We start from the raw sequence: 14,707 nt of genomic DNA, 5'->3' as shown, positions 1-14,707 counted from the left end.
AAAAATTAATGAGGGGTTTATGAAAAGGTTTTCCCTGTCGCCATTGGCCTTTGCCCTGGCAGCACTTACCGCAGTACCCAGTCTGGCTGAACAGCGTCTGGAGACTATCTCCGTTATCGGCGACTCTGAGTCCATTTCCAAGTTGCCGGGTTCAGCGCACTTAGTCGATGCAGACGAGCTGGCTGAGTTCGAATTTGTGGACATCAACCGCATGATGCGCTCGGTACCGGGTGTCTACATCCTGGAGGAAGATGGCTACGGCCTGCGTCCGAATATTGGCATTCGCGGCGCCCAGGGTGGCCGTTCTGCCAAGATTTCACTGATGGAAGATGGTGTGTTGGTTGCCCCTGCACCTTACTCTGCGCCAGAGGCTTACTATTTTCCCAGCGCAGGTCGTATGGACGCCATTGAGGTGCTAAAAGGCCCGGCTGCCTTACAGTACGGCCCATTCACCGTGGGTGGCGCGGTCAATATGCTGAGCACACCTATTCCTTCTTCCAGCCAGGGGATGGTGCAGCTGGAAGCTGGTGAGTACGGTGAAACCCGTGTGCATGCCCACTATGGCACCAGTACAGAAAATACTGGCTGGTTGCTGGAAACCCAGCAGCAGTATGCTGATGGGTTCCGTGAAATTGATCGCGCTGGCAGCGCAGATATCAATAAAGAAGATTATCTATTAAAGGGGCGTTTGAGCTCCGATGCGGATGCAACCTATCGCCAGCAGCTGGATATCAAACTCCAGTACTCCGAAGAGGAGTCTGGCATGAGCTATCTGGGACTGACCGATGCCGACTTTAATGACGATCCCAATCGTCGCTACGGTATCAGCGCTTTGGACGAAATGCAGAACCGCCACAGTACTATCCAGCTGAACCACAGCATTGAACTGAGCCAGAGCTTTACCCTGCACACCCAGGCTTATTACAACAAGTTCAAGCGTGACTGGTTTAAGGTCAGCGAGGGTGATCTTATCGAAGCGGTTAATACTGGGCAAAGCATTGATGGAGTTAAAGACCCCCAGGCGGTGTTGGACGGGGTTGAGGACTACACATTTGGTATCAAACACAATAATCGCGAATATGAGTCCAAGGGAATCCAGATCAGTGCCGATTGGCTGTTTAATACCGGCTCAGTTAATCACGAATTGACCTTTGGGGTGCGCCAGCATCAGGACGAGGTGGATAGATTCCAACCAGTGGAAATTTATAATCAGGTTGATGGCCAACTTGTATTTGATAGTGTTGATCTCCCAAGCTCAAGCAATAACCGTATTGAAGAGGCTGATGCCACATCCTTCTTTGTTTACGATGATATCCAGTTAAGTGACAAACTGACGCTGACTGCCGTTCTGCGCTATGAGGATGTGGAGACCGAGCAGCAGCGTTATAACGATGCTGAGCGTACCGAGAACGACAGCTACCGCTCCAATCAGGTGGATGAATGGCTGCCAGGCCTGGGCCTGGTATATCAGTTAAGTGAACAGTGGAGTCTGTTGGCAGGAGTACATCGCGGCTTCGCCCCTCCCGGTGCCGGTGCAGCGGATGGTCAGGGGCCAGAGTTATCCACAAACTACGAATGGGGCGCACGCTTCGATAATGGGAGTCTGAATGCTGAGCTCATCGCCTTCTATAGCGACTATGAAAATGCGGTACAGAACTGCTCCATAGCGGTGCCATGCGCAAATGGTGATGAAAGCGGCACTTACCAGCTGGGTGAAGCCGAGATTCAAGGGCTGGAGGCCTCCTTTGGTAGTCAGTGGACACTCGCTAACGGATGGACCATACCAGTACGGGCTACCTATACATTCACAGATGCAGAAATTACTGAAGATAGCGATGATGGTGACTTGCTAGCAGGGGATAACCTGCAGGATCTGCCGGAAAACGTATTTGCTGTATCCACAGGCCTGGACAGCGGCGCGGCCTGGCGTCTGAACCTGACTGCGGCTTATCAAGATGAGATGTGCGTGAACTATGAATGTAACCGCAGTGACAACTCGGATCGCTTCGATTACACAGAATCCCTGTGGGTGGTGGATGCCGCCGCGCACTACGATTTCAGTGCGGACCTGAGCGGTTATCTTAAAGTGGATAACCTGTTCGATGAGCAGGTGATTATCAGCCGCAGTCCAGATGGTGCCCGTGCCAACCGGCCTCGTACAGCCACTGTGGGGATGAAGTACGTCTTCTAACTTCATCTGGTGACAAGGCGATAAAATAAAGAACCCCGGCTTACACCGGGGTTCTTTTTGTGGGGATATCAGGTTACCAGCGCTCACCGCCCAGATGGACAAAGTGGGCCTTGAGGTAGTTGGTCTCTGCAATTGCCGGATGTACCGGGTGGTCCGCCCCCTGGCCACCACTGCCGAGAATGGCTGCCCGCCGCCCGAGCTTGTGTGCGGCGCCGCGAATACAGTCGAGCAGTTCATCGGATTGTAGATGCATGGAGCAGGAAGCACTTACTAACAGTCCATCCCTCGCCAGTAAGCGCATAGCCAGCTCGTTGATATGGCGGTAGGCAGCCAGGCCGGCCTTGTGGTCTTTACGTCTTTTAATAAAGGCCGGTGGATCCAGCACAATCACATCGAACTTTTCTCCATCGGCGACCATGGCTTTGAGCACATCCAGCGCCTTGCCGTGGACAGTACTGAGTTTATCCACAAGGCCGTTGTGATCGGCATTGACCTGGCACCAACCTAGAGCCTGCTGCGAAGCATCCACACAAGTGGCGCTGATGGCTCCACTGGCCAGGGCTTGGATACCCCAGCCTCCGGCATAGGAAAACAGGTCCAATACCCGCTTGCCTTTTACCCAGCGGTTGAGCAGCCTGCGGTTTTCGCGATGGTCATAGAACCAGCCGGTTTTTTGCCCTTGATGTACCGGTGATAGCAAGGGGACACCATTCTCCTCGAAAGGCACCATTTCAGGGACTTCGCCAAAGGCAACCTCCTTGATCAACGGCATTCCCTCCATTGCACGGCCTTGGTGGTCATTTCTAAGCAGTATGCCTTTTGGTTGAACCAGTTCCACTAACTTATCCACAACCTGCTGCTGGAACTGTTGCATGCCCCAGTTACTCACCTGAACAGTCAGGTAATCGCTAAACCTATCCACAACTAAGCCTGGCAGGCCATCCGAATCTCCATATACCAATCGGTAGCTGGGATGATCGAAGTAGCGCTGGCGCTGTTCCAATGCAGAAAGTAAGCGCTCACTTATATCGTTGCTAGTGAAGGTGGATTGGCGACTGACGAGGCGTCCACAGATCAATTGGCTGGGGTTCACAAAAGCGGTACCAAGAAGTTTTCCCTGGTTGTCGCGTACCTGACAGAGACTACCGGGCTCCATTCCCTTGAGAGGAGAGCGCTTGGTATCCACTTCATTACTGTAAATCCATAGGTGGCCGCGCTTTAGGCGGCGTTCAGCGCCGCGATTCAGTATTAACTCCAGCAAGGGAATCTCCATAGGACTGTACAAATTGGTGAGCAATTTTGCGCGGTCAGCATCCCAGGTCAAGTATTAGTCGATACCCTGGGAATAAGACTGTTGACAGCTAGGTGAAAAAAGTTGTCCACAGACCCAAGAGGGTGGCCTGATAAAACTTGCGATTGTGGATAAGTAGAAATAAAAGCAATAGCAAGGAAAGGAATAACAGAGTATGTGACTACTTACTTAAGAGTAGTTATTAACGTATGGTCAGCGGGTTCCAATCAGGTTATTGGTTACACGGTATTTAATCCCGATGAATTACTGGTAAATTCCCAGGTAGACGGCAGAATTTCCCGCCAGCAAGTCATTTTTTGCCTAATTGGTATTGTGGACCCCCCATGAAATTCCCTAAGGATCATTCTCTAAAAGTCGCCATGGTTATTTACCCCGGAGCATCGAGTCTCGATGTGACGGGTCCACTGGAGGTCTTTTCCCTGGCTAACCACCAGCTGCGCGAGGAGGGGCGCTACACCAATGACTTTTACTCTACCCAGATCCTTGCCGAGAGTGCAGGTCCTGTGGGCACGGCTTCGGGAGTAAAGCTTTATGCGGACTATGGATTTCAGGAGGTAGAAGGTATCCACACCTTGTTACTGAGCGGTGGTCCCCCGACAAGTTACGATGTACTGCGTAACAATACAGAGTTTATGCAATGGCTGGTTGATCAGGAACCACGCGTAGAAAGGCTCGGTTCCATTTGTACTGGTGCGATGATCCTGGCCAAAGCGGGTTTATTGGATGGTCATCGCGCTACCACTCACTGGGCAGACACAGCTGCATTACAAAAGTATCCAGGCATCCAAGTGGACCCGGATGCGATTTACGTACGCGACGATAAAATTTACACATCAGCAGGGGTAACCGCTGGTATAGATCTCGCCTTGGCGCTGGTCGAAGAAGATCACGGGCGTAGTCTGGCGTTGGCGATCGCGCGGATTATGGTGCTCTACTTAAAGCGCGATGGAGGACAACAGCAGTACAGTAGCTACTTGATGAACCAACTGCAAAGTGATCGATTTTCAGGGTTAGTGGAATGGATCTATAAAAATCTGCAAGAGCCTCTTACGGTAGAAAAACTTGCGCAGGAGTCCGCTATGAGCCCCCGTAATTTCGCCCGCTGCTTTTCACGGGAGTTGGGGGTAACTCCAGCGCGTTTTGTTGAGAGTATTCGGGTGGAAAAGGCCTGCCAATTGCTTTCCGAGCAGAACCTTTCACAGGAAAAAGTAGCTTGGCTTTGTGGCTTCCAATCCCAGGAGCAATTGCGACGTACTTTTCGCAGGCACAAGGGCATACTTCCCGGTGAATTCCGCCGGCGCTTTCATTAGATTTGAAGTATCAACACGCTGATTAATTTAGCATTTACCAGGAAGTTATTTTAACAAAATAGTTCTTGAGCGATTTAAAATTAGATTTAGCAGTTAAATTATTCGTGATAAAACGGAAATCCATAGATTGGAATCTACGTATTCAAGAAGGATATTTAATTTTAGAAAAATTAATTATCCTTGAACTTAAAGTTAAAATTAATCCATCTTCGCACGGTGATAAAGGAATTTTTAAAGGGAGGCACTTGACCTGTGGATGTTAGGATGGAAGTGTCAACCATAAAATAATAAATGAAATATTGGGCTGTAAAAAGATTGCAGTTTAAAGTCTGAAGTTTGCTCTGTAGGTGCCAGGACAATATTGTGACCACACCATCAAGTGGGTAATTGGACATCTCCATAATGTCAGTATTCGTCGTAACTACGTCCCTTACAACTTTAGTTTCTATGTAAGACTTTTTTCTTGGATAGCTGCTCAAAATTACTGCCGTCTGTCGATATAATCTGTGGAAAAGTGCTATGAATAATAAAAAAATTTGGCTGGGTAGCATATTAGTACTGGCCTTTGTTGGCTACCTGCTGTGGCCTGTCTACCAATTCTATGCCTGGTCGCTAGGCTCTCTACCACTCAGCCCCCTTGGTTGGATAGCCCTACCTGATAAGGCTCCGTCTACACAGAAGCTTTATGACAATGGACTTCAGCAGGCGGCACAACAGTCACTTGCGGCAATAGAAAAGCACCGGGCGGAGATTGGCGCTCCAGCAATTTCCGCGGCAGTTTCAGCTTGTGGCAAAGTTGTCTGGGCCGGCGCATCTGGCTGGCAGGATTTAGAGGAGAGAGTTCCCGCTTCCCCCGAGACCCGCTTTCGTATCGGCAGTACTTCCAAGGCCCTGACAGGAACAGCTCTGGCCCGCCTGGTACAGGACGGAAGTATCAATCTGGATAATTCAATTTCAAACTACTTGGAACCTCTGCCCAATCCGGCCTGGCAGACGATAACCCCTCGCCAGCTGGCCTCCCATATGTCTGGCTTGCCCCACTACAAGAGAAATACTGATTGGGTTGGATTGTACAAAACCTTGGCGCTTAACAGTCACTACGACAATATGTATCGAGCCCTTGAGATTTTTGATGATAGTCAATTGTTATTCCAGCCTGGAACAGATTTTTACTACAGTACCTTGGGTACTGTTCTACTGGGAGCAGTTTTGGCTGGAGCTGAAAAGAAAAGCTATCTGCATGTCATGGAGCAAGAGGTTTTTGTTCCTGCTTCCATGAATAACACAGAGGTCTCACCGCAAAATGGAAACCCGGAGCGAAATATTGCCCTGTTCTACAAGAGTAATGATTTGTCTGGAAATAAACTACGCCTCCGCGAATGGCGTCCCGTGGATTTAAGCCATCGCCTCCCTGGAGGTGGGTTTATCTCTACACCTAGTGATCTGGTAAAACTTGGTGCTCTTTACCTTGATAATAGTTACTTAAGCCCTGAAACACGCAAAATATTTTGGACCCCACAAAAGCTTGCCAGCGGCGAAGTGAATGAGCAGAACTATGCACTTGGTTGGCGTATTCGCGAAAAAGAAATACCCGGGGTGGGGCTATTGCGTTTCGCTAATCACGGCGGTGTTAGCCGCGGAAGTCAAAGTTGGCTGATGGTTATGCCGGATTACAACTTGTCTGTGGCAGTGAATACCAATCGAAAAACGGAAGTCTTTTGGGATTTTGGCAGTGTTTCCTTGGATATCGCAACTGCCTTTATTCGTCAGCGAAGCGAGCTGGATTGTGAATAAAAAAACCGGCCAGGGCAAAAAGCGATGGCCGGTTTTGTAAAACATAACTCTCTCCGTCAGATTGCCGGAGTAGAATATTTTCTACTGTGTATTCACCATAATTTCGGTTTCGGCAAATACCTCGTCACCGTTGCCATGACTGAGAATGCCCAGGGCACGGGTACCCGGAGCTAGACCCATCCACTCCAGATTGACGTTGCCACTGCTGTTCATCTGCGCTTGGGAAGGAGCGGTCAATTGAGTATTGCCAGTGTCACCGTTCAGATTGAAGTTAAACAGAGTGAACGGCGTGGGGCCTTGCGCAGAAGCATAATCCACCACGAATACCGCATACTGCCCAGATGTGGGGTTTATTAGGTCGACCGACTCGGCGGAAGTCGGTGAGCCACTGGTCCCCACTTCCGGGAAGCCTGGACCGGGACCGAAGACTTGCAGATCCAGGTCATCGCTGCCGCTGCCATCACCTACGTCAGCATCAAACAGAGCTACACGGGCGAGCTTGGTGCCCTCGGGGATATCAAAGAAAATCAGCTGGTTATCGCCATCCTCGACACTGCCTGGAAAGGCCACGCCTTCAGCCAAGCCTTGGATGTCCACTTGGTACTCACCGCTATAGCCGAATGCTACGCCCAGGTCCAAGGCACCATCGGTGCCCTGGACACTAACCTGCTTGGAAGTGGACAGAGGTACCGGGCGCACAGCGATCGGGCTGCGTACATCCTGACGGACGCCAACGGATTTCCAGGTCAGTTCGCCAAAGGCCCACTCGTTCAGAGCCGCTTCTCCAGTAACTGTAAAGGTAACCTCGAACTCGGCACTTTCTCCCTCGCGCAGGCGCAAGACTTTCGGGTTTACGCTTACCTCTACTCCCTGCGGGGCATTTATTGAAGCCCAGTACCATTTCTGGCCACGGCCAACGCTGGTGACACGGCGCTTGATAGTCTGAGTGCCGACAAGATCACCGATGCCGATTGAGGGTAGGTTGAGATCGCTGGAATCCAGTGAATACCCCTGAGAAAGTAATCCTGCACAAGTGGCGGAATCGATAATTTGCGGCTGATTCTCAGCGCCACACAAAAACGCCAGGTAGTCGTTAAAACCGGCATCGTAGACCAGGCCCGGACGGAAGGCGGCGGCGGGTACGATTGCACCGGCACCAATATCAAATGGATCTGCAGATGCCGGACCAAAGGACTTCAGCAGGTCGGTGCGAGCTGTGCTCATCAATGCAGACTTGGCCATCGCCGGGCTCCAGTCCGGATGTGCTTGTTTCAACAGGGCCATAATACCAGCGACATGAGGGCTCGCCATAGAAGTGCCGCTCTTGGTGCCAAACAGATTGCCGCCACTTAGTACCGGAGAAGTACCTGCGAGGATGCCAACACCAGGTGCTGCCACATCCGGCTTGATAATATCCGGCGCGCCAACGTTGTGACCGCGGGAGGAGAAGCTGGCTATGCGGTCTTCCCTGGAGATTTTCAACTCAGGATCTAGAGTACCTGTGGCCCCGGCGTGCTCAACCAACATGGCACCATCGGTGTGGCGAATCATCACCCCTGGAATAGTGGTGTCCGGTGCGGACATCACGATGGGGTCCATGCGGTCCACGGCGGTACCATCGTTATAAACAACAATAGCCACTGCCCCCGCATTGGCGGCATTGTTGTACTTATCGGTGAAGGAGCAACCTCCGCGTTGCACCAGGGCGATTTTGCCTTCCATTTCCTCGGAGTTTGTAAGTTCGGAGCAAGCCTCGAGAGGTGCCCCCACCACTAGGGAGGCAGACAGTAGACCTGTATCCTCCATGGATACCGGGCCGCCGCCTTCAAGGGCATCATAGGTGCCGGAGACCGCTTCCGGAGCATCCACTTGCAGGGCGGTGCCAAAGCTCTGGTCATCCTCCGCTGCGGCTACCGCGGTGATCCAGGGTACGCCAGAAGGGGTTCCGAGAGTCTCAGGAGCAGGTCCGCTGTTGCCAGCGGAAGTCGCAACAAACACACCCGCATCAGCGGCGAAAAGGAAGGCAATATCGTCAGCACCGGTGAAAACTGTGCTGGAACCGCCTACGGAATAGTTGATCACGTCGACACCGTCGGCGACGGCTTCATCAATGGCTGCCATGGAGTCCGCCGAGGAGCAGCCACTGTCATCGGGATTTGGTGCATCCCAGCATACCTTGTACGCGGCTACCCGAGCGCGCGGTGCCATTCCGGTGAGGGTCTCACCGTCTGGTGTTACCACGCCGTAGTTACCGGCAGCGGTAGTGGCGGTGTGAGTGCCGTGTCCGTCCGCATCGCGCGCAGATAGGAACTCATAATCGGCCAGGGTATTATTTGTGAGGAAGGCATCGGAGAACGATTTGGCCTTAATCAGCTTGTTGTTACAGGTAAAGGCAGCGTCTTCCGGATTGAATTCGCTATTGCCAAATTCACAACCCTCACCGATAAAGGATGCAGGTACGGGTCCATAGGCAATATTTCTGCCACGATTCCCCTGACGCGGGGTCGGGATATCGGCGAGACTTGGGTGCTCAGGATGGATACCGGAATCGATGACACCTACTATTACATCCTCACCAGTGATTCCCCACAGCCAGGGGCTGGGGATACGGGTAAGGCCGAGAAAGTCCGCGGTGGAATCCGTGTGCATCTTAAGCAGGCGGTCCTCCCAAACACCCTTCACATCTTTGTGACTACGAAGCGCTTCAGCTTCCTTCTCACTCATGACTGCTGCGAAGCCATTAAAGGCCGCTTCGTATTCGTGTACTCTGCGAGCACTTGGAATAGCGGACAGCACGCGTTCGCGGCGGCTTTTTAGAAAGTCGGCATAGTGGCGATAGCTGCTGCTGAGCGGATCCAGCTTGCGCCGCACCTCCGATTTGGTAGCAGATAGTCCTGGAATAGTTCCGCTATAGGAAGAAAGTGGCTCGCCGTCCAGCTGGACGATAAACACTTTCCTTTGTTTTTCCAGGTTGGGGGAGAGCGTGTCTTTGGGCGCTTCTGCAAAGCTGTTGGCCGAGGTCAGTATCCCTGCCAGAAGGGTGGAAATTATTTTTCTATTCATCGATATGTCCCGTTTTTATTTTTAGTAGCAGGCGGGATTTAGCATGAAGTAGGGACTATCCGCAGGTATAAACAAAATATATTTTGTTATATGCGGTACTGCAAAGTATTGCCTCCAAGCGATGTACATTTTTGGTTTGATGGTATTCCCCCAAGCCAAGATGGACAGGCCCGCCCAGCTATATGCTTTTAAAGGAATATGTCGCGTAACTCAATGAGCTGACACTGAATTTAATGCTTAACTCAAATTTAAATACAAAAGAATTAGAAAGAAATACAATTAAGTCATATATGTTTGTGGGTTCTTTAACATTTGAGTGAGCTAAACCTGCCTGTGGCGCCAGTTCCCTTTAACATCATTTTTTAAAAGAAATTTAAGGATCTGCGATAAATTATTGAATATTGCAGCACTCATTTGGTGCGGGGGAAGGGTTGATAGCCATGTATTGTGAATATAACCGGTGTCTTTATTTACCGGGTGGGGTGTATAGCCTCCATGTGAATCAAAAACCGGCCAAGGCGCAAGGCGTTGACCGGTTTCTAAAAGCATAATTCACACCGCTTCTCTGCGAAGAGAATTATTTTCTATTGGGTATTTACCATCACCTCGGTCTCAGCAAAAACCTGTTCACCGTTGCCGTGGCTAAGGATTCCCAGAGCACGGGTACCAGGTGCAAGACCCATCCACTCTAGTTTGACAGTGTCATTGCTACCCACTTGCGCCTGGGAAGGAGCTGTCAACTGAGTATTGCCGTTGTCGCCGCTCAGATTGAAGTTGAACAGGGTAAATGGCGTGGGGCCCGCGGCAGAGGAATAGTCCACCACATGCACTTCATATTGACCTGCGGCAGGATTCATCATATTGACAGACTCGTTGGAAGTGGAAGATGTGCTGTCGCCTACTTCTGGACCATTAGGACCGGGACCATACACTGTTATATCAAGATCGTCGCTGCCGCTACCGTCACCAACATCCGTATCAAAGAGGGCTATACGTGCCATCTCGGTACCTTCTGGGATATCGAAATAGATCACTTGACTAGCTTGGTCTTCAATACTGCTGGCTACGGCCTCAGCCTCAGCCAAGCCGCTAATGCTGACTTGGAAGTTACCGCTATAGCCAAATACCATTCCCAGGTCCAGGACACCATCAGTGCCCTCTACATTCACCAGGTCGGAAGTAGATAGGGGAACAGGACGCACAGCGATCGGACTGCGTACTTCCTGTCGGGCACCCACAGACTTCCAAGTTAAATCGCCGAAGGCCCACTTGTTTATAGCGGCAGTGTCAGTCGCGGTGAAGGTAACCTCGAACTCCGCGCTCTCTCCCTTCCTAAGGTGCAGGATCTTGGGGTGGACGCTCACATCAACGCCTTCCGGTGCATTTACCGTGGCCCAGTACCACCTTTTACCTGGAGCCACACTGGTCACCCGGCGTTTGATTGTCTGAGTGCCGACCAACTCACCTATACCGATAGAGGGTAAGTTGAGATCACTGGAGTCGAGGGAGTAGCCCAGGGATACCAGCTCCTCGCAGGTTGCGGGCTCGAGAATCTGTCGCTGGTACTCGGCGCCACACAGGAATGCCAGGTAGTCATTTAAACCGGCATCGTAAACCAGACCTGGACGGAAGGCGGCGGAAGGTACGATTGCGCCAGCACCAAAATCAAACGGATCTGCAGCTTCAGGGCCGAAGGACTTCAGCAGGTCGGTGCGTGCGGTGGTCATCAGTGCGGACTTGGCCATCGCCGGAGACCAGTCAGGGCGGGCTTGCTTGAGCAGTGCCATAATGCCGGCGACATGGGGGCTCGCCATGGAGGTACCGTTCAGGGATTCAAACAGGCTACCACCGCTCAATACTGGCGAGGTTCCAGCGAGGATACCGACTCCCGGAGCTGCTACATCCGGTTTGATAATATCGGGTGCGCCAACATTGTGGCCGCGTGAGGAGAATTCGGCAATACGGTCTTCACGGGAGATTTGCAGCTCCGGATCAAGTGTTCCGCTAATCCCAGAGCTGGCGCCAATCAGGGCACCGTCTGCATAGCTGATCATCACACCAGGAATTGTGGTATCAGGGGCCGACATCGTGATCGGGAACATACGGCCTTCATCGGCGCCATCGTTATACACTACGATTGCTGTGGCGCCGGCTTCAGCGGCATTGTTGTATTTACTCGTAAAGGAACAACCGCCGCGTTTTACCAAGGCAATCTTGCCTTCCATTGCTTCGGGGTTTTCCAGCGCCGAGCAGGCTTCCAGTGGCTCGCTGACAGCGATAGGTCCGGATAACAGGCCGCTATCCTTCAGGGAGACAGGACCACCTCCCTCCAGAAAATCGTAGTTACCGGCAATAGCCTTGGGTGCATCTACTTGCAGAGCATTTCCGAAGCTTTGGTCGTCCTCAGATGCAGCCACGGCAGTGATCCAGGGAACGCCGGAGGGTGTGCCCATAGTGCGCGGGCCGGGGCCGTCATTACCTGCGGAAGTTGCGACAAACACGCCCGCATCGGCGGCAAACAGGAAGGACATGTCACGAGCACTGGTAAATACAGTGCTTTCACCGCCCACGGAGAAGTTGATTACGTCCACTCCATCGGCTACTGCTTCGTCAATAGCTGCCATAGAATCTGAAGAGAAACAGCCGCTGTCATCCGGATCTGGCGCATCCCAACAAACTTTATAAGCGGCAATACGAGCACGCGGCGCCATGCCAGTGAGAGTTTGGCCATCTGGCGTTACCACTCCGTAGTTACCACCAGCAGTGGTTGCAGTATGGGTGCCGTGCCCGTCTGCATCCCGGGCGGACATAAACTCGTAGTCTGCCAGTGTATTGTTGGTGAGAAAGGAAGTATTGAAGGCTTTAGCTTTGATCAGTTTGTTATTACAGGTAAAGGCGGCATCATCCGGGTTGAATCCGGTATTACCAAAGTCACAACCCTCGCCGATAAAGGATTCGGGAACCGGTCCGTAGGCAATATCAGCTCCACGATTGCCCCGGCGGGGGGTTGGGCTATCTGCAAGGCTCGGGTGCTCCGGGTGGATACCTGAATCAATTACGCCAATAACAATATCTTCGCCGGTGATGCCCCAGAGCCAGGGGCTGGGGATGCGTGTCAGACCGAGGAAGTCTGCGGTGGAATCCGTGTGCATCTTGAGCAGGCGGTCTTCCCAAATACCTTTTACATCTTTGTGGCTGCGCAGGGCCTCAGCTTCCTTCTCACTCATAACCGCGGCAAAGCCATTAAAGGCTGCCTCATACTCGTGTACCTTGCGCGCGCTGGGAACAGCGGAGAGCACGCGCTGGCGGCGGGTTTTCAGGAAGTTGGCATAGTGGCGGTAGCTGCTACTACGCGGATCCAGTTTGCGCTGCAAAGCCGGCTTGGTGGCTGAGAGGCCAGGGATAGTGCCGCGGTAGGCAGACAGCGGTTCTCCATCCAGTTGAACAATAAAAACTTTTTTTCGTTTTTCCTGGTTGGGAGAGGGGGTATCGCTGGTAGCGTCGGCGAAGCTGCCAGCCGAGGCCAACATTCCCGCAAGAAGCGAGGAAATAATTGTTCTTTTCATTGTAATTACCATTTTATTTTTCTATCAGGGCGGGTCTTTTTGAATAAAAGTTGTCTTCAGCTGCTTAATTAAAAAAATATTTTTTTAATTAAGGTGGTGGAAGTTAATTTTTTAAGCTGTGTCCATTTCTGGCCTGCTGGATATTTCAAAAACCAGGAGAGACACTCCCGTCCTGCTATCAGCTTTTAAAGGAAAATGGCGTGTAATTCAATGCGGAGGTTCTGAATTTAATGATCCATCTCTATTTAAATACGAAGGCTGTAATAGAAAGACAGTAAAGACATTAAAGTCCGATAGGTAAGTCCAAATTTTCAATTTTTAAAATAGAAAATTAACAATAATGTTGTAATTAAATTTAACTCCCAAAAAAAGGGTATCTTGCTGAATTTATGAACACTGCAGCTATTATATCCATGGGTGTAGCCATTATCTTTGTTTGCCATATAAGCTGATTGTCTTGTGAATAAAAAAGGCTAAGGCAGAAGACGTTGACTGGTTTCTAAAAGCTTAATTCTCATCGATTCTCAGCAAAGAGAATTATTTTCTTTTGGGGACACACCATAACTTCGGCCTCAGTAATAACTTGTTCTCCGTTGCCGTGACTAAGGGGGCCCAGGGTGCGGGTACCGGGGGTGAAGCCCCTCAACTCAAGGTTAACTTTACACAGATTGTTAATTTGAGCCTGAGAGGGTGCGTAAGTAGGGTATTACCATCGTTGCCGGAGAGGTCGAAAGTAAATTGCGTGGGGGCCGAAGTTGAGGCGGAATCTCCGACAAATACGGCATATTGGCCCGCTGTGCACTGTGATGGGATTGGCGTCCAGCTTACGAAAATTTAGTATTTAAAAAAGGGGCTGGGGGAAGCTCGTAACCTGGGAAAGCTCATGGATAGTGGCGCTTTTAAGCCAGCACAAATTGACTGAACTGTTTTAGGTCCTTAAAAACTTTAGTCTCTGCCAGCCTAGGATCCGGGTTTTCCACTAACTGTTGAAGGGTGAGTACACCTTCGCCGGATTGTACCAATACTGGTTGGCAGCCTTTTTCCAGCGCCAGCTGCAGGTCCGCCAGCTTGTTGCCGACCAGATAGCAGTCGTGCAGGCTGGTATCGAACTCCGCCTCGATAGCATCAAGCAGGCCCGCTTGGGGCTTGCGACAACGACAATTATCCTTAGGGCCGTGGGGACAGTAGAAAATTGCAGCGACTTCACCGCCGGCGTCCTCCACCAGGGTGCGCATTTTCGAGTGTATAGCCTCCAGGTCGTCGAGGTCGAACTGGCCGAGTGCCAGACCGCTCTGGTTGGTGGCGATCACCAGTTGGTAACCGGCATGGCTGAGGGCCGCCAGTGCTTCGATACTGCCGGGAAGGGGGTGCCATTCTGTGGCGGATCTAACGCAGGGGTCGGAGTTGTCGTTGATTACCCCGTCGCGCTCAAGAATGATAATTGGCATGGTGACTGGCTCTTTATTCTTGA

General features: G+C 51.4%; 9 protein-coding genes. 4 read left to right on the top strand and 5 right to left on the bottom strand.

Features of this window, described 5'->3' with window-relative positions; all coding sequences use genetic code 11:
* The first annotated feature begins 19 nt into the window (after positions 1 to 19).
* Entirely contained in the window at positions 20 to 2,191 is a 2,172-nt protein-coding gene (locus tag GL2_RS06695) for a TonB-dependent receptor domain-containing protein (protein ID WP_143729933.1), read from the top strand.
* A gap of 73 nt (positions 2,192 to 2,264) precedes the next feature.
* Here the strand turns inward: GL2_RS06695 and GL2_RS06690 are convergent, their stop codons facing one another.
* Positions 2,265 to 3,452 (bottom strand): class I SAM-dependent rRNA methyltransferase, encoded by a 1,188-nt coding sequence (locus tag GL2_RS06690; protein ID WP_143729932.1) that lies wholly within the window; start codon positions 3,450 to 3,452, stop codon positions 2,265 to 2,267.
* 207 nt (positions 3,453 to 3,659) lie between these two features.
* Here GL2_RS06690 and GL2_RS21435 point away from each other — a divergent pair, with 207 nt between their 5' ends.
* The 3 genes from GL2_RS21435 (at position 3,660) to GL2_RS06680 (ending at position 6,607) form a co-directional block, all read left to right on the top strand.
* Positions 3,660 to 3,830, top strand: a complete 171-nt coding sequence (locus tag GL2_RS21435; protein ID WP_172621080.1) for a hypothetical protein — start codon at positions 3,660 to 3,662, stop codon at positions 3,828 to 3,830.
* Complete coding sequence (locus tag GL2_RS06685; RefSeq protein WP_143729931.1) at positions 3,827 to 4,813, top strand: GlxA family transcriptional regulator; 987 nt, start codon at positions 3,827 to 3,829, stop codon at positions 4,811 to 4,813. Before GL2_RS21435 ends, GL2_RS06685 begins: the two co-directional genes overlap by 4 nt.
* 519 nt (positions 4,814 to 5,332) lie before the next feature.
* Positions 5,333 to 6,607 carry a serine hydrolase gene (locus tag GL2_RS06680; RefSeq protein WP_143729930.1) on the top strand — a complete coding sequence of 425 codons (1,275 nt, stop codon included), beginning with the start codon at positions 5,333 to 5,335 and terminating at the stop codon, positions 6,605 to 6,607.
* Positions 6,608 to 6,688: 81 nt separating this feature from the next.
* Here GL2_RS06680 and GL2_RS06675 read toward each other — a convergent pair whose 3' ends face one another.
* The 4 genes from GL2_RS06675 to gmhB all read right to left on the bottom strand — a co-directional run bounded on the left by GL2_RS06675 (position 6,689) and on the right by gmhB (position 14,684).
* The gene (locus tag GL2_RS06675; RefSeq protein ID WP_143729929.1) at positions 6,689 to 9,670 is read right to left on the bottom strand and encodes a S8 family serine peptidase; all 2,982 of its coding nucleotides are present in this window, start codon (positions 9,668 to 9,670) and stop codon (positions 6,689 to 6,691) included.
* A 321-nt stretch (positions 9,671 to 9,991) separates the two neighbouring features.
* Positions 9,992 to 10,219, bottom strand: coding sequence for a hypothetical protein (locus tag GL2_RS06670; protein WP_143729928.1), 228 nt, complete (start codon positions 10,217 to 10,219; stop codon positions 9,992 to 9,994).
* 35 nt (positions 10,220 to 10,254) lie between these two features.
* Entirely contained in the window at positions 10,255 to 13,236 is a 2,982-nt protein-coding gene (locus tag GL2_RS22205; RefSeq protein WP_305072786.1) for a S8 family serine peptidase, read from the bottom strand.
* An 899-nt stretch (positions 13,237 to 14,135) separates the two neighbouring features.
* A complete protein-coding gene (gene gmhB, locus GL2_RS06660) occupies positions 14,136 to 14,684 on the bottom strand; it encodes a D-glycero-beta-D-manno-heptose 1,7-bisphosphate 7-phosphatase (protein ID WP_143729927.1) in 549 nt (182 codons plus the stop codon).
* Between the last annotated feature and the right edge of the window lie 23 nt (positions 14,685 to 14,707).

This window comes from Microbulbifer sp. GL-2 (genome assembly GCF_007183175.1).
Taxonomy (GTDB): Bacteria; Pseudomonadota; Gammaproteobacteria; order Pseudomonadales; family Cellvibrionaceae; genus Microbulbifer.
Note: the sequence above shows the minus strand (reverse complement) of the source record. Positions and strands in the feature narration are given on the sequence as shown.